19 protein-coding genes are annotated in these 16,843 nt (G+C 28.9%); all 19 read left to right on the top strand.

Going from position 1 to position 16,843, the window contains the following annotated elements; all coding sequences use genetic code 11:
• Nucleotides 1-11 precede the first annotated feature (11 nt).
• Genes EO083_RS07465 through hpt form a run of 19 tightly spaced genes read left to right on the top strand, consistent with a single transcriptional unit; the run spans nucleotide 12 to nucleotide 16,841 of the window.
• Nucleotides 12-713: a phosphate signaling complex PhoU family protein gene (locus EO083_RS07465; protein ID WP_126993535.1), complete on the top strand. Its 702-nt coding sequence runs from the start codon at nucleotides 12-14 to the stop codon at nucleotides 711-713.
• Nucleotides 710-4,042, top strand: a complete 3,333-nt coding sequence (locus EO083_RS07470; RefSeq protein ID WP_126993536.1) for a YjgP/YjgQ family permease — start codon at nucleotides 710-712, stop codon at nucleotides 4,040-4,042. Before EO083_RS07465 ends, EO083_RS07470 begins: the two co-directional genes overlap by 4 nt.
• 15 nt (nucleotides 4,043-4,057) lie before the next feature.
• Complete coding sequence (gene rlmD, locus EO083_RS07475) at nucleotides 4,058-5,380, top strand: 23S rRNA (uracil(1939)-C(5))-methyltransferase RlmD (protein WP_126993537.1); 1,323 nt, start codon at nucleotides 4,058-4,060, stop codon at nucleotides 5,378-5,380.
• Between the two features lie 28 nt (nucleotides 5,381-5,408).
• A complete protein-coding gene (locus tag EO083_RS07480; RefSeq protein WP_126993538.1) occupies nucleotides 5,409-6,014 on the top strand; it encodes an IMP cyclohydrolase in 606 nt (201 codons plus the stop codon).
• Nucleotides 6,015-6,018: 4 nt separating this feature from the next.
• Nucleotides 6,019-6,630: a hypothetical protein gene (locus EO083_RS07485; protein ID WP_126993539.1), complete on the top strand. Its 612-nt coding sequence runs from the start codon at nucleotides 6,019-6,021 to the stop codon at nucleotides 6,628-6,630.
• Nucleotides 6,599-6,871 carry an EscU/YscU/HrcU family type III secretion system export apparatus switch protein gene (locus EO083_RS07490; RefSeq protein ID WP_126993540.1) on the top strand — a complete coding sequence of 91 codons (273 nt, stop codon included), beginning with the start codon at nucleotides 6,599-6,601 and terminating at the stop codon, nucleotides 6,869-6,871. The genes EO083_RS07485 and EO083_RS07490 overlap by 32 nt, the downstream gene beginning before the upstream one ends.
• A gap of 5 nt (nucleotides 6,872-6,876) precedes the next feature.
• On the top strand, nucleotides 6,877-7,800 hold the full coding sequence (locus tag EO083_RS07495; protein WP_126993541.1) for a PEGA domain-containing protein: 924 nt from the start codon (nucleotides 6,877-6,879) through the stop codon (nucleotides 7,798-7,800).
• Nucleotides 7,801-7,814: 14 nt separating this feature from the next.
• A complete protein-coding gene (prfB, locus tag EO083_RS07500; protein ID WP_126993542.1) occupies nucleotides 7,815-8,924 on the top strand; it encodes a peptide chain release factor 2 in 1,110 nt (369 codons plus the stop codon).
• A gap of 11 nt (nucleotides 8,925-8,935) precedes the next feature.
• On the top strand, nucleotides 8,936-9,739 hold the full coding sequence (minD, locus tag EO083_RS07505) for a septum site-determining protein MinD (RefSeq protein WP_126993543.1): 804 nt from the start codon (nucleotides 8,936-8,938) through the stop codon (nucleotides 9,737-9,739).
• A 5-nt stretch (nucleotides 9,740-9,744) separates the two neighbouring features.
• Complete coding sequence (locus tag EO083_RS07510) at nucleotides 9,745-10,011, top strand: cell division topological specificity factor MinE (protein WP_126993544.1); 267 nt, start codon at nucleotides 9,745-9,747, stop codon at nucleotides 10,009-10,011.
• A 50-nt stretch (nucleotides 10,012-10,061) separates the two neighbouring features.
• Complete coding sequence (locus EO083_RS07515) at nucleotides 10,062-10,661, top strand: hypothetical protein (RefSeq protein WP_241230016.1); 600 nt, start codon at nucleotides 10,062-10,064, stop codon at nucleotides 10,659-10,661.
• A gap of 22 nt (nucleotides 10,662-10,683) precedes the next feature.
• A complete protein-coding gene (locus EO083_RS07520; RefSeq protein WP_126993545.1) occupies nucleotides 10,684-10,914 on the top strand; it encodes a hypothetical protein in 231 nt (76 codons plus the stop codon).
• The gene (locus EO083_RS07525; protein WP_126993546.1) at nucleotides 10,911-11,693 is read left to right on the top strand and encodes a class I SAM-dependent methyltransferase; all 783 of its coding nucleotides are present in this window, start codon (nucleotides 10,911-10,913) and stop codon (nucleotides 11,691-11,693) included. The genes EO083_RS07520 and EO083_RS07525 overlap by 4 nt, the downstream gene beginning before the upstream one ends.
• 4 nt (nucleotides 11,694-11,697) lie before the next feature.
• Nucleotides 11,698-12,582, top strand: coding sequence for a signal recognition particle-docking protein FtsY (gene ftsY / locus EO083_RS07530; protein ID WP_126993547.1), 885 nt, complete (start codon nucleotides 11,698-11,700; stop codon nucleotides 12,580-12,582).
• 5 nt (nucleotides 12,583-12,587) lie between these two features.
• Entirely contained in the window at nucleotides 12,588-13,253 is a 666-nt protein-coding gene (locus EO083_RS07535) for a DUF2225 domain-containing protein (protein WP_126993548.1), read from the top strand.
• Nucleotides 13,232-14,827 carry a 3D domain-containing protein gene (locus tag EO083_RS07540; protein WP_126993549.1) on the top strand — a complete coding sequence of 532 codons (1,596 nt, stop codon included), beginning with the start codon at nucleotides 13,232-13,234 and terminating at the stop codon, nucleotides 14,825-14,827. Before EO083_RS07535 ends, EO083_RS07540 begins: the two co-directional genes overlap by 22 nt.
• A 3-nt stretch (nucleotides 14,828-14,830) precedes the next feature.
• Nucleotides 14,831-15,277, top strand: a complete 447-nt coding sequence (locus EO083_RS07545; protein ID WP_126993550.1) for an RrF2 family transcriptional regulator — start codon at nucleotides 14,831-14,833, stop codon at nucleotides 15,275-15,277.
• On the top strand, nucleotides 15,274-16,332 hold the full coding sequence (gene mnmA, locus EO083_RS07550) for a tRNA 2-thiouridine(34) synthase MnmA (protein ID WP_126993551.1): 1,059 nt from the start codon (nucleotides 15,274-15,276) through the stop codon (nucleotides 16,330-16,332). Before EO083_RS07545 ends, mnmA begins: the two co-directional genes overlap by 4 nt.
• On the top strand, nucleotides 16,329-16,841 hold the full coding sequence (gene hpt, locus EO083_RS07555; protein WP_126993552.1) for a hypoxanthine phosphoribosyltransferase: 513 nt from the start codon (nucleotides 16,329-16,331) through the stop codon (nucleotides 16,839-16,841). Before mnmA ends, hpt begins: the two co-directional genes overlap by 4 nt.
• Nucleotides 16,842-16,843 lie beyond the last annotated feature (2 nt).

A 16,843-nucleotide genomic window follows, 5' to 3' on the forward strand; every position in this document is an offset into this window, starting at 1 on the left:
AGGTGATGCATATGGATTGGATATTGAGTGAAAATGTTGAAGAATTGAAAAAAATGGTCTTAAAAGAAGGTTGGCTTGTAGAAAGTTTGTTTAATCAAGTAATTAATGCTTTGAAAGAAAGGGATGAAAAAGCTTCAGTTGAAGTATTAAAGAAGGAAAACGAGGTAAACCTAATGGATCTAAAGATAAGAGAAAAAGCATTGATCATACTTTCTACTATGATGCCAATGTCAAAGAACTTAAGAATGGTAACAGGAAGTTTTATAATTTCAGGATATTTTCAAGAAATAGCTGAAAAAACTACTGATATTGCTAATATGGTGTTGGAATTAATAAAGGAGCCTCAATTAAAACCTTTAATTACTATTCCTGAAATGGCGAAAATATCTATAGAAATGTTAAGAGAAAGTATGAGAATGTTTGCAGATAATAATATTTATGGGGCAGAAACAATTTGTGAAAAAGATGCTGATATAGACAATTTTTATGATGAGATTAGAAAAGAATTAATGGTATATATGATGGAAGATCCAAAATATGTAAAAAGAGCATTAATTTTACTGGAAATTTCTCAAAAAATAGAGGAAATTGCTGATCTTGCAACTAAAATAGTGGAGGCTACTTCTTATATAATTACAGGAAAACAATATAAATGTTTTAAAGACAAGTTACATACAATTGATAGTTTGGAAAAGGATGGGGGAGCTAGTTGAAAGTATTAACTAAATATATTTTGAAACTTTCATTAGGCCCATTTTTGATGGGAATAGGAGCTTTTATTGTATTTGCAAGCGTTGAATTATTATATCAACTATCGGATATTATTGTAAGACATAGGGTGGGTATCTTAAAATTGTTTGAATTGATATATTATAACTTACCATATTTTGCATCATTGGGGATTCCTGTAGGAATTTTATTTTCTATTTTTTGGGTATTATCGCAATTATATAGTTCTAAAGAGATTACAGCTTTTTTAGTCCACGGTATTCCATCGAGAAAATTGGTGTATCCTTTCTTAATTTTGTCTATAATTTTTGGAGCTGTCTCATTTTATTTGAATGATCAGATAGTTCCGAAATTTAATCAGAAAGCAATGGAAACAATATCAAAATATGTCTATAAAAAGCCGGAAGTTACTATCAAAGAAAACGTGTTAACCAAGATAGATGAATCTCAATACTTTTTTGTAAAAAGGTATGATCAACTACAAGGGATATTATACGATGTTGTTTTGTTTCAAAATATGCAAGGTGAAGAAAGAATAATTACAGCTAAAAAAGTCGAAAAAGAACAAAATAGTTGGTATTTAATAAACGGGAAAATGTACGTAACAGATAGAGATGGATTTATGAAGTTAGACCTTAGCTTTTCAAAGATAAAGCTAGATTTGAAAGATGATTTGGAGAGTTTAATGAGAGTTGGTAAATCTCCAAGGGATATGACAGGCGAGGAATTAATACAAAAAATAAAGACATTCAAAAAGTTAGGAGTTGATCCTTCACCTTGGATTGTAGAGCTTCATGGAAGGTACGCTAATTCGGTTGGTCCTTTTATAATAGTGATATTAGGTGTCCCTCTATCACTATTGTTTGGATTAAAAAGTAAATCTTGGAGTGTTATTTTTACCTTTGTAATTGTTGTTTTGTATCAAGGTTCTGGAGCTTGGCTTTCTGCAATGGGGAAAGAAAATTTAATTAATCCAGTCCTTGCGGCTTGGTATCCTGATCTTTTATTTGCAATTGTAGGATTCATTCTTTTTGCTATGCTAGATACACCTGTAGCTTATAGAATTAGAGAATTGATAACAAAATTTTTAGTGTTATTTTTTGTGTTTTTTGTAGGTTCAAATTTATACTCGAAAGATTTGACATTGGATGCATCAAGTATTGTATATAATACTTCGTATATATTTGCAAGCCAAAATGTTAACATAAATTGGGAAGATGTAGTTTTATTTTCTGATGAAGCAACCATATTTTTAATGGATAATAAAGTAAAAGTTTTAGAAGCAGCAGGAAATGTAGTTTTAAGAAGAGAAAATAAAGAGTATTATTCAAATTATATGAAATATTTTTTTGATAATGGTGATACTTATATAGTTAAAGTAAGAGGTGTTGAAAAGTATAAAAAAAAAGGCAAAGATATAGATCTGTATTTTAATTCTGAATTTGTCCAAAAAAGTTCTGAAACAGTGTTAATGAAAGAAGCTTATGTAACAACGTGTGAACTTGAAAATCCACACTACAAAATTGAAGCATTAAGGGTTTATGTTTATGATAACAAATTTTTAATTGCTGAGAATTCTATTTTATTTTTACTTGATGTTCCATTATTTCCATATCCTGTTTATTTTTTTAATTTAACTGACAATGAGTTTTCTCCTTTTTCGTTTTCTCTGGCATGGGATGAAGATGGTGGATTTATAACACATCAAGAGTATAACCTTTATGTTAATGATTACCTTCTTTCTACTAAGATTATTACAGAAAATGAAGAGACTATTCCCCAATTTAGTATTTACAAAAAAGATGATAAGAACACAAAGTTTTCTATAGATTATGAGAAAAATTACATATATTTAGATTTGAAAAATTTAAAATACAATTCTAATTGGGTTACTAGTAAAACATTTTTTCAAGTAAGCTATTCCCCTCTTTATTTTGAAGAATATCTAAATAACGATAGTTATTATAAGAAATTTGGGTTAAATTTTGACCTTTATAGCAAGGGAAAAATGGACATTAACTTTTATTGGGATGGAAATATAAGTAGAGTTAATAATTCGTTTTCTATTTTTAATGTTAAAAAAGAACTTTCAATAGCAGAATTTAACATTCAAAATTTGAGTTTTAATAATTCATTAGAAAAATCAAAATTTTTCACAGATGATAGTACATGGACACTGTATCAATCTGGAAATTATTCTTTTTCATTTAAAAATAAACACTTTAGTACTAAATTCTACGGTAAAGTATACAACGATACTTTTTCAAGTAGTATTAAGCATACTTTTTCTTATCCTTTGAGTTTTGAGAATGAACTTGTTAAAGTATATGCTAAATATGGATTTGGAGCAAATTTATATAATGCAATTGTTGACAAGTATTATTTTAATTTAGGATTATATGATATTTATGAGTTGAGTGGGAAGTTAAAATTTAAAGTGTTTGATATTGAAGCAAAATATGAGCTAAGAGAAAATTTTCGAGATGAATCAACAAATACTGAGTATAATAAATTGAGTAGTACTGTATATGTTAATACTCCTAATTTGAATTTTTCATTAAAACAAGGTTGGGATTTTTTAAAAGAAAAAAGGTTGAATGATGAAATTTCTTCAAAGTTTTCTTTTATTGTTTTAAACGGTAAAATTGAGCTTGAATCAAAAGCAACTTATGACAACGAAAAAAGAAAACTATCTCCTTATGATGTTTCTTTGTCTTATGTTAATAAACCTTTTTCTTTGATGTATAGACTGAATACTAAATATTATGTTGGTGAACAACAGCCTATAAAAGAGTTAACTCATATTTTTACTTTTCAAAACCTGAAAGGAAAACTTGTTCAATCTATAGAGGATAATTATGTGAAAAATGCTTATATAAATGGAACATTTTCTATAAATAGTTATAAAAATACTTTAGAACTTTCATATAATAAGAGTTCAAAAGAAGCAACTCCAGAAATTTATTGCAAGTATTCTTTAAAAAATCAAGAAAATTCTCTTGATTTATCATACAAGACTTCGACTAAAATATTAACTTTTGGTTTTAATCTAAAGACAATAGATCCTGGAATTAGCTTTTATACGACTTATGATATTAAGAATGAAAGGTTCAATAATTTAAAAGCAACATTAAGTAAATCTTTACATCACTGGGTATTTGAACTTTCTAGCGAATTTGAATTTAATCACGATCAAGTATTTAATTTTGATGATGTGAAAAAATTGTCTGTTTTGTTTTATATTAAAGAATTTGATGATAAATTTTTAGGTTGGGACTTTAAAGAAAATTCACCAAATATAGGTTTGTTTTAGATTGGAGGTTTTAATATGTCAGAGATTGTATATATTGAAAAAATGGCATATGGAGGTAGTGGAATAGGGAAGTTGCCTGGCGGAAAAGTTATTTTTGTAGATGGGGCCTACCCCGGTGAATTGGTTGAAGTGGATGTTCTAAGTGAAAAAAAAGATTATGCATTTGGAAAGTTAGAAAAGATAGTTGAGAAAATCCTTGAGAGAAGAACAGCAAAGTGTCCTTATTTTAGAAATTGTGGTGGTTGCAATTTTTTAGATTTAAAGTATGAGAAACAATTAGAGTTTAAGAAAATGGTCTTTATGGATCAACTTGAAAGAATCGCTGAACTAAAATTGAACGATTTATATATTGAAAAAAGTCCTAAAGAATATGAATATAGGTTAAAGATGGAATATTCAATATTGAATGATTATTCTTTTGGTTTTAAAATGAAGAATAGTCATAAAGTTGTAAGTGTAAAAAATTGTATTATTGCTCCAAAAGTTTTTGGTAAAATACTTGAAAAGTTGTCATTAACGCTCTCACATTTTAAGATACCTATTTATAATTTTAAGCGTAAAAAGGGACTCTTAAAACATGTAATATTAAGATACTCACCAAGTGGAGAAGTGATGCTGATTTTTGTTACAAAGTCGGACTATTTCAAGGAAGGTAAAAAAATAGCAAGTCTAATAAAAAAAGAATTTCCTTTTATAAAGTCAATTGTTCATGTAATGAATAGCAATGATAAAATAGTTTTAAGAGGCCCTTATAAGGTATTAAGTGGTGAGGGAGTAATTAATTATGAATTCAGTTGGGAAAAATTTCAAGTTCCTCCAACTGCATTTTTTCAAAATAATTTTCATGTTGCGGAAAAAATGGTTGAATTTTTAACAAAAAAATTAGATTTAAATGGTAATGAGGTTGTTTTAGATTTATTTAGTGGACTTGGAACATTTTCCTTAAGACTTGCTGCTTTATCAAAATTTGTTATTGCAGTTGAATCCAGTCATGTCTCAGTAAAGGCAGGAAGGGCAAATGCAAATATAAATGGATTAAAAAATATTAAATTTATTGAAGCTGATGCATTAGATTATTTAAACCAAGTAAATGAAAAATTTGATGTAATTGTTCTTGATCCACCGAGGGCAGGGATTGGGCCTGAAGCTGTGAAAAAAATATTGGAATTATCTCCTCAAAAAATTGGCTATGTTTCGTGTAATCCTACAACTTTTGCAAGGGATTTAAGATTACTACTTGAAAAGTATGAAATAGAAGATATAAGAATTTTTGATATGTTTCCACAAACTTATCATATTGAATCTGTAGCTATTTTAAGTAGAAAAAACAATCTGTGATAAAATATAAATAAAAGGGGTGGGAACTATGAATGTCAAAAGAGCTCTTATTAGTGTATACAATAAGGAAGGCATCGTTGAATTTGCTAGAAAGCTTTCCGGGTGGGGAGTGGAAATAATAAGTACTGGAAATACTGCAAAGTTATTAGAGAAAAATGGTATTCCAGTTAATCGTGTATCTGAAGTTACAGGCTTTCCAGAAATTCTTGGTGGTAGAGTGAAAACTCTTCATCCAAAAATATTTGGTGGAATTCTCGCAAAATTTGGTGATAGTAAACATATGAAGGACTTATCGGATAATAATATTAAACCAATAGATATGGTTGTAGTTAATTTATATCCGTTTGAGCTTGTAGCAAAAGAAACACGCAATGAGGAAAAATTAATTGAGAATATTGACATTGGGGGGGTTGCATTACTAAGAGCTGCTGCAAAAAATTATAGAGATGTAATAGTTATTTCAGACCCTGAAGATTATGATAAAGTTTTGAAGAGTTTAGAAGAATGTGGAGATGTAATTCTTCATCAAAGAAGGATTCTTGCGTTAAAGGCTTTTTATAGAACGATGAAATACGATGCTGAAATTCATAGTGTTTTATCTGAATTATTTGCTTCTAATAATTTTGAGGAGTAAGAATATGTATGGAATAGTTTCTGATCTTTATAGAAACATAGTTAGGCTTAAGACTAATAATGGTGATGTGGTGATTAAATCGAATAAAAAAATGCCTAAAGGTTTAAAAGTTGAAATAAAAAATATAGGACAAGGTGATTATAAAGGGAAGATATTGATGGGACCTTCTAAAGTCTTGCCCTCGTTGAATGCTATTTATTACTCTTCAATGATAACTGAGGATAGAAATTTAGTTGAAAAACTATCATTTTTATTTGAAGAGCTTTCCAAAAGAGTAAAGATTGATAGGAGTTTTTTAGGAAAATTTAAAAGATATTTTGAATCAGGCGAAGTAGATGAGGATAATAAAGTGTTTGGAAATTATGTAAATTTATTAAGTGGAAGATATGGTTTTCGCTCTTTTGGGATGATTAAAATTTTTGTGGATAGAAAAGCAGAAGAATTTATAGTGTATTTTAAAGATAATGTTATTAAGGGAAAAGTAGAAGGTAATGATATAATTTTAAGTACCGAGAAGATAATAGAAAATATTGAAGAATTAAAGGAAAAACTAAAAAAGTATTTTTTGAATGTTTATATAAAATATGAAAATTTTGAGGGAGGGATTTACGTTTAGAGAAAAATTAGCGGTTGCTTTAAAGTATGATCCTGAGGTAGATTTTGTGCCTTTTGTTGTTGCAAAAGGGAAAGAAGAGATTGCCGAAAAGATTTTAGAGATTGCAAAAAATAGTGGAGTTCCTATCGTAAAGTCTCCAGAACTTGTAGATGAATTGTATAAATTAAAAGTTTTAGAAGAAATTCCTAAAAAGTTGTACTTAGCCGTTGCTGAAATTATTGTATTTTTGGAAAGCAGGTGATTTTTATGACATTTAAAAGGTTAGGTTTTTTACTATTGTTAATTCTTTCAGTGTCTTCTTTTTCAATTGTAAATTGGAGTATTAATATTAATTTAAATTTTGGAGCACTACAAAATATTCCTGATTATTCTATTTTAATTGATACAGGTGTATCTTTTGCAGATGTCTATATAGATGATGTTTATGCTGGTCAAACAGATATTTTTGGGCAGCTATTAGTGAATTTTGACGCATCTGGTTACCACACTATTACTATCAAAGATGAAGATTATTTAAACATTTCGGTATTAGTTTTTGTAGATAAAACTGGTAAATATTTAAAGATTCCATTAGTTGAAGCTGGAAAACTGGTTGTATTTTCAAACACTTATCCAGTTAATGTTTATGTTAATGGTTATTACTATGGAACAATAAGAAGCATTGATGAAGAGATAAAATTACCAGAGGGAGAGCATTTTGTTACATTTGAAAGTCCAGGATATAATCCTATAACTAAAAAGGTATATATTAAATCTGAAGAAAAAAGTGCAGTTAATTTGAATTTTGAAAAACTTAAATTAGAATTAAACATTAGAAGTAAGATGAGTGAATTTTCTCCAAATAATGATTGGTATATGGATAGATGGGAATTGGAAATTTATCTTTCTACTTATGCAACAGTTACAGTAGATATATTAAAAGATGATATCAAAATATTTGAAAAAGTTTTTTCTGGAAAGCCTAACTTGAATTTATTTACATGGGACGGTTCAGGGGCTAGTGAAGTTGGTGAATATTTAGTTAAAGTAATTGCTACTGATGGAAATGACGAAATTATTAAAGAAACAAAAGTTTTATTAGATGATAAATATACGTATTTAAAAGAGATAGCTATAACTTCACTTATTATGATGTTTGGAACAATACTGTATTTTGTACTAAAAAAATAGAGGAGGTATTTGAGTTGATAGATTTTGAACTAAAACAAAAAATTGATGAGGCAAAGAAGAAATATGAGGATATAATTAAGGTATTTCATCCAGAAGATAAGAGGAAAGAGCTTGAAGAGTTGGAAAAGCAAATGGGAGATTCTGATTTTTGGAGTGATCAAAGAAAAGCTAGAGAAATTTCTCAAAAAGCTCAAAGAATTAGGAAGATTATTGATGACATGAAAGATATTGAAGCAAAATTTGAAGATTTAGATGCTGCAATAGAATTATCAGACGAAGATCAAAGTTTTGTTGAAACTATTAAAGAAATGGTAGAAGAAATTGAGAAAAAAGTAAAAACATTCGAACTTGAATTAATATTAAATGGTAAATTTGATGCTAATAATGCATATTTAACAATACACCCGGGCGCAGGTGGAACTGAATCTCAAGATTGGGCATCAATGCTTTTGAGAATGTATATGCGCTGGGCTGAGAGAAAAGGATTTGATGTTCAGATTGTTGATTATCAACCGGGAGAAGAAGCTGGGATTAAAAGTGCAATGATTTATATAAAAGGTGATTATGCATATGGCTATTTAAAATATGAAAGAGGTGTTCACAGGCTTGTGAGAATTTCTCCATTTGACGCAAATAAAAGGCGTCATACTTCCTTTGCATCAGTTAACGTTATACCAGAAATAGATGATGATATAGATATAGAAATAAATCCAGAAGATTTACGTATAGATACATATAGAGCATCTGGTGCAGGTGGCCAATATGTTAATAAAACAGAATCAGCAGTTAGAATTACGCATATTCCAACAGGAATAGTTGTTACTTGTCAAACAGAACGTTCACAGCTTCAAAATAAAGAAACGGCATTAAAAGTTTTAAAAGCAAGGCTTTATCAACTCGAACTAGAAAAGCGTCAAAAACAACTTGAAGAAATTCAAGGTGAATTAAAAGATATATCTTGGGGAAATCAAATAAGGTCATATGTATTCCAACCGTATACTATGGTGAAGGATCATAGAACTAATGTTGAAACAGGAAATATTGATGCTGTTATGGATGGAGAAATTGATATTTTTATTGAGAGTGAATTAATACATTTTGCAGGTAATAGAAATAAGCAATAGAGGTGGGGATTATGGCAAAAGTTTATGTTGTAACTTCTGGTAAAGGTGGAGTGGGGAAAACTACAATTTCAGCAAATCTAGGTTGTGCTTTGGCAAAAGATGGTAATAAAGTTTGTGTAATAGATGCAGATGTTGGATTAAAAAATTTAGATGTAGTTTTAGGGTTGGAAAATAGGATAATTTATACATTAATTGATGTAATAAGAGGAAATGTTAGTGCTAAAGAAGCGCTAGTAAGACACAAAAATTTAAAAAATTTATATCTAATTGCTGCTTCACAGATTGCAACAAAGGAAATGGTTTCACCAGAAGATATGATTAATCTGGTGAAAGAACTTGATGAAGATTTTGATTATATAATAATTGACTCGCCTGCTGGAATTGAAAGAGGTTTTAGGAATGCAATTGCTCCATCAGAATATGCTATTGTTGTAACTACTCCAGAACTTCCTGCGATATCTGATGCTGATAGAGTAATTGGATTACTTGAAAATAATGGATTTAATGAAGAAAATATTATGTTGATTTTAAACAAGTATAAACCTCAAATGGTCAAAAAAGGTGACATGTTATCAGAAGCTGATGTGGAAAAGGCTTTAGCAATTAAGCTTATAGGTGTTTTACCCGATTCAAATGAGGTTATAATTTCTACTAATAAGGGAATACCGATTGTTTTGGAAAAAGATGAAGGAATTTCTAAGAATTTTGAAAATATTGTAAAAAGATTAAAAGGTGAAGAAATTTCTCTAGCAGAAGATATTGACAATAATGAGAACTTTTTCAAAAAATTTTTGTCCTTTTTTAATAAGAGGTGAGTTAAATGTGGTTGTTAGATGTTTTTAAAAGAAGTGAAAAAAGAAAACCTAGAGATGAGGCACTTGAAAGATTAGAAAGTATTGTTAGTAGGCGAAAGGAAATAACACACAAGATCCCTGTTGAAGTGTTTTCTAAGAATTCAGAAGAAATAAAAAAAGAAGTAGTAGAGATTGTTTCAAGAAAATTTAATGTGCCTGTTGAAAGGGTGAAAGTAGATTGTCAAGAAGAAGATGGCTACGTTGTGATTGTTACAAATATAAATTTCAAATAGCTCTTATAATTGGCATGCTAACCTATTTATTCTCTGGTTGTGCACTTACATTGGATAAGATAATTCCAAAAAAAGAATCAAATCAAACAATTAATTTTAATGTTTATTTTGAAGCCTTTTATTCTACAAGTTTAAAAGATTTTTTTGAAGAAAAACTTGAAAAGAGTTTTATGCTTTCAGATTTATATGAAATAACTGTGAATTTAAAAGTTAATGATTCTGATATATTTACTTTTAATCTTAAAGGAAAAACCAATAATGTTACTCCACCAATAGTTATTGAAAAATCAAGAGATGCAATGGTGAAATATGATATTGAGGTAACTTATACTTTGAAAAAGGATTTAATTGATAGTACAGAAGTAGTCTTAAAAGCTACAGGTTTAATAGATGGTTTAAATTTATTAGACTTTCAGGAATTGAATTTAGTATTTTTTATCCATGATGAAAGTGGTACACCTACTTTAAAGCCTAAGATTTTATATGAAGATAAAAAAGTAATTAAAGAAGGAATAGTTGAAGATGGAAAAATCTATTATGTTGAATCAAATAATGATTTTTATTCAATTTTGAAAAATGACAAAGTTAATGAAATATATGTGGATGCAGATTCTGATTTTAGTAACGTATACATTTATCCTTCTGAATAAAAAAATTAGGTAGGTGTTTAATTTGAAAAGAAGAAAGAAAAGGAAGAATTTATTTAGATATATATATATTCTTTTTGTTTTGCTTTTAGTGTTTTTTTTGGTGGTTATACTTGCTAGTTCGATTATAAGATATAAGGTAAATTTAAATGAGTTAAATCAGGTTAAAAAGCAATATGAAGAGTTAAAGGGAAAGTATGAAAAGAATTTGATTATATATGAAAAATTAAAAATGTTAAGAGAGGGAAGGAAATGAGGTATATTGTTACTACATCATACAACGCTAATAAAGAAATTGTAAGGTTAGCAAAAAATATCGCAGAGGAATTTAATGTAAAGTATATTAACAGAAATCATGTTTCAAAATACTTAAAAAGTGGAAAAATAGACTTTTATTATGTTGTAGATAAAAAGGGTATGTTGAAAATAAAATGGAAAGATGGAGAATTCTTTTTTCACCAAGGAATAGCAAAGATCAGAATGGAAAATATTAAGCATGGAGAAAGAGATTATCTAATAGAATCATTGAAGCCAGAAAGAACAGACGTAGTATATGATGCTACTTGTGGCCTTGCTTCAGATGCTATTTTAATTGCTAATTTTGCAAAAAAGGTAGTAGCTACTGAAGGTTCTGAGCATATTTATAGAGTTGTTAAATGGGGATTAAAAAGATATATTTCTGATGAAGAATGGATAAATAATGCTATGAAAAAAATAGAGCTAATACATGATAATTATAAAAATTTTGTTAGAAATCAACCTGATAATTCATTTGATATTGTATATTGTGATCCAATGTTTGAAAATCCAATATATGAAAGTAATTCTTTGAATCCATTGAGAGGTTTTGCTGTATATGAATCTTTAAGTTTAGATGATCTTGAACATATGATAAGAATATCGAGAAAAAGAGTCGTTATTAAAACGCTAAAAAAGGATAGTTTGTATGAAAAAATTAAAAATTATTTTTCAAAGGAATTTATTTCACGAAAAAGTGGAATAGTGTATGGTGTTATTAATAAATCGGAGGTGTAAGTTGATGGGATTTTTCGAAAAGTTCAAGCAAGGATTGAAAAAAACGAGAGAAAGTTTTTTTGGTAAAATGAAAAGTATCCTATCAGGAAAAAAACTTGATGATGAAACAAAAGAGGAGATAGAAGAGCTTTTAATATTATCTGATGTAGGCTTTGAAGCAACTGAGTATATTTTAAACAGAATTGAGGAGTTAAAGGGAGAAGATGCATATGAATCATTGAAAAAAGTATTATTGGAAATACTTAATTTTAATAGTGAATTAAAAATAGATAAAAAACCTTTTGTAATTAGTATGGTTGGTGTTAACGGTTCAGGAAAAACTACTACTGCTGGAAAACTTGCAGAATATTTTTCAAAGTCTGGAAAGTCAGTTGTGTTAGCTGCATGTGATACTTTTAGAGCTGCTGCAATTGATCAACTAAAGATATGGGCGGAGAGGACATCTTCTACGCTTATTGCACATCAAGAGGGTGCAGATTCTGCTGCCGTTGCATTTGATGCTGTAAGTCATGCTATATCTAAAGAGAAAGATATAGTAATTTTAGATACTGCTGGAAGATTACATACCAAGAAGAATTTAATGGAAGAATTAAGAAAAATTAATAGGGTAATTAAGAAGAAAATAGAAGATGCACCACACGAAGTTTTTTTAGTAATAGATGCTGTAACAGGTCAAAATGGATTGCAACAGGCAAAGATCTTTAAAGAATTTGTGGATATTACTGGAATTGTATTAACAAAGTTGGATGGAACGGCAAAAGGTGGAATTGCAATTGCAATTGCAAAAGAATTAGGGATTCCTATAAAATTTGTAGGTTTAGGGGAAGGTGCTGACGATTTAAAACCGTTTGATGCTGAAGATTTTGTTAATGCTTTACTTGAAGGATGATTAGTATGAACGCATTATGGGATAAAAGTTATAAATGTCCAGTATGTGGAAATGAATTTTATAGTAAAAAAGTAAGGATCGATTCTATAAAGGTTGCTAGTTATGATGAAGATTTAAAACCAAATTATTTGGATGTGAATCCTTTTTTATATGAAGTAGTTGTTTGCCCAAATTGTTTATATGCAGAGTACGAAAGTATATTTGAAAAAGATGTAAAAATAACAGAAGTTGAAAAAATAAAAAGTATACTTGGTAAGCTAAAATCGAAATTATCAAATGTTAAATTTACCGATGAAAGAGATATTGATACAGCGCTTGAAGCTTATGCTATAGTAGTAATATTATCTACATTACTAAAAAAATATTGTAAACTTGCAGATTCTTATTTAAAGATTGCTTGGCTTTTGCGTGAAAAGGGTGGTGATAAAGAACAAGAAGAAATAGCACTTGCACACGCCCTTAAGAATTTTGAAAATTGTTATATGAATTCAGACATTTCTGACGGGAGAATGGAAGAAAAAATTTTATTTTACCTTGGTGAGTTAAATAGGCATTTTGGAAATAAAAGTGAGGCGGTAAAATGGTTTTCAAAATTGATGCAGAAATATAAAAACAGTTCTTCTTATTATGCAAAGGTAGGGAAAGATAGATGGCAAAGTATGCGGGAGTAATTCTGGTTTTAATGTTTTTTTTATTCTCTTGTAATTATGTTACATACGATCAGTATAAAATTTTGGAGGAGCGAGTTTATGGTATTGAAAACATAGTAAATGAACATGAAACGAGAATAGCTTCATTGGAAAAGAAATTTGATAATTTATCTCAAAGAGTTGATACTCAGATTAATGATTTAAATAATAAATTAAATGAAATAAATAATGTGGCTGATATTGAATATTTAAAAAATTTTACCCGAAAAATTGCAATTGAACTTTCAGATTTGCAAAATCAAATGAACAAGGTTACTTCAGAGATAACTTCATACAATCTTAAAACTGTTATTTACAGATTAAATTATTTAGAAGGAATGGCCGAACGTTTAGAATTAAGTAAGGTGAATGATTTGTTAAATCAGGCGCTCGAAAAATATGAAACAGGATATAAACAGATACTAGACATTGAAAATAGATTATATGAAATGAATTTAACTATAGATTCATTGAAAGAAACGGTTGATGAAATACAGTCAATAAGTGGTGAAGGAGTTACTCAAGATTCAATTGCGGTAAATCAGATTATACAAAAGTTTGAAAAGATTCGGGAATTAGAAGAAAGATTAAACGACTTAAGTTTTAAAGTAGATAGTATTTCTTCAAAAGAAAATTTGGAAAGAGAACTTGCTACTATCAAACAAATTAGTTCCGAATTGAATTTTTTAAAGCAAGAGTTTAAAATGGAAGATATAGAAGATATTTTGAAGCTGAGACAAGGTTATATAAATTATGTTATCAGGCCTGGGGATACTTTATATATAATAAGTAAAAGGTACAATTTAGGTAAGGATGGTGTAGAAAGACTAATTACATTTAATGCTATTGAAGATCCAAACCGGATTATTCCAGGACAAGTAATAAAGATTCCTATAGATAACTTAAATGACTATGTCAGAGTGCCTATTGACATTGAACCAAGGGATATATTAAGCTATTTTGGAGATATAAAAAGTGGTAGGACTAATCTTGGAATAGATATAAGCGCTGAAGGAAAAGAAGTATATCCAATTTTACCTGGAAGAGTAACTGTAAAAGGTAATGATGTTTTATACGTAGATCATGGAAATGGAGTTCTTGCAATTTATAAAGGTATAGAAACTGGCTTTAAAGAGAATGATTGGGTTGTTCCTGAAAAACCAATAGGTAAGGTCCATGGAATTTTTCATTTTGAAATTTGGGTTGATGGTGAACCAAAGGATCCGTTTAGATTTTTTTTCAAATATAAAGGAAAATTTGATGTGACCTTTTATACCCCTTGGGATGATGGAAAAATTGTTCAACATCCAACTTTTAGATTAACAAGGATAGGAAAAATAGCCAAAGAGTGGCAAACTGTAGCTGTTGATTCAAGCTTAATTCCACTTGGAAGTTATGTATATATTCCACAACTAAAAAAAGTTTTTATTGCAGAAGATACAGGTAGCGCTGTTAATGGGAGAAGAATTGATGTCTATGTAGAAGAGGTTTCTCTTGCGAGAAAAAATAGTATTAAAAAATATGATGTATATGTTTTAGAGGTTGGAGGGAGCTAAAAAGTGGCTGTTACAATGAAAAGTGATTATGCATTAAGATTATTACTTTTATTATCTATTGAAAATAAGAGAATGAGTACATCAGAGTTGATTTCAAAATGTAAGACAAGTATTCCATATGAATTTGCACAAAAAATTCTTTCCCAACTTGTAGCAAGCGGAATTTTGGAGTCATCAAGAGGTAAGTTCGGAGGTTATAAATTAGTAAAAGATCCAAAGGATATTACAGTATATGACATTGTTACTTCAGTAGATGATATTAGTTCAATGATAACTTGTTTTGTTGCACCTGATAAAATAAGTTTGGCACCTGAAATTTGCTCTGTAAATGAAGTTTGGGAAATTGTTATGAAAAGATTTAAACAATCATTAAAATCTGTTACTTTAGAAGATTTAAAAGAATCGTATTTAAAAAAATGTGAAGAATTTGAAAGGAGGCAAAAATTATAAAAGTAGGTGTTGCCTTAAGTGGCGGTGTTGATAGTGCAGTAGCTCTATATTTTCTCTTGCAAGAAGGGTATGAGGTGACTGCCTATCATATGAAGACAGTGTTTGATGAGATATATTTAACAAAAAAAATTACACATAAGGTTTGTTGCAGCCCTTCAGATACATATGATGCTAAAAAGATCGCAGAAAAGTTTGGTGTTGACTTTAAAGTAGTGCATTTAGAAGATGATTTTAGAGAAATGGTTATTAATTACTTTGTTAACGAATATAAGCGTGGCAAAACTCCAAATCCATGCTTTTTTTGTAATGATTGGATAAAATTTGGTGTTTTAATGGAGAAAATGCTTGAAGATGGTATGGATTATGTTGCTTCAGGACATTATGCAATAATAAAGAATGGAAAGTTATATAGGGCTAAAAGTTATGAAAAAGATCAATCATATTTTCTGGCTTCTATAAAAAAAGATAAGCTGGAAAAAATTGTTTTGCCGAATGGGGAATATACAAAGCAACAAATTAGGGAGATTGCTGAGAAAATTGGAATTCACGTTCATAACAAGGTAGATTCACAAGATTTATGTTTTATACCAGATGGAAATATTTCTGAATTTTTGAAAGAATATAATATAGAATTTAAAGAAGGATTAATTATTGATACTGAAGGTAATATTATTGGAACACATAAAGGACTTGCTATTTATACAATTGGTCAAAGAAAAATTGGTGTAGCAACAGGAAGAAGACTTTATGTAATTAAAAAAGATTTTAAAAATAATATTTTAATTGTTGGTGATAAAGAATCAGCTTTTAGTACAAAATTTACAGTTTTGAAACCAAATTTTTTACAGAATGTATCCAAAGATTTTGAAGGATATGTTAAAGTAAGAAAAAAATTCAAAGAAGTTAGGTGTAAAGTTCATTTTGAAAATGAAAGGTTATATATTGAAACGCAAGAACCAATTTTTGCTATTACACCTGGGCAGATAGCAGTAATATATGATTTTGATGATTCAGTTATAGTTTCAGGTATAATTGAAGAGGAGGGATGGAATTGAATTTGAATGTATTAATAAGTGAACAAAAGCTTCAGGAACGTATAAAATCTCTTGGTAAAGAAATTACTGAGTATTATAAAGAAAAAACAGATACAATTCATGCTGTATGTGTTTTAAAAGGTGCTATTCATTTTTTTACCGATCTTGTTGAAAATATTGATTTAAATGTTGAATATTCTTTTATTCATGTTTCAAGTTACAGCGGTATGGAATCTACTGGTAGAATTAGAGTAAAAAGCTGGATTGATGAACCAATTGAGGGAAGGCATGTTTTGGTTGTTGAAGATATATTAGACACGGGCCAAACTTTGTCGTACATTCTGGGATATTTAAAAAGATATAATCCAGCTGATTTAAAGGTTGCAACTTTGTTGAAAAAAACTTCAAAAAATCCAATTGTTGATGCAGAATTTGTAGGTTTTGAAATTGAAGACAAATTTGTAGTAGGATATGGTTTGGATTTTGATGAAAAGTATAGAAATATTCCATATATTGGTTATTTAGAATAGAA

The organism is Thermosipho globiformans (assembly GCF_003990895.1).
GTDB lineage: Bacteria > Thermotogota > Thermotogae > Thermotogales > Fervidobacteriaceae > Thermosipho > Thermosipho japonicus.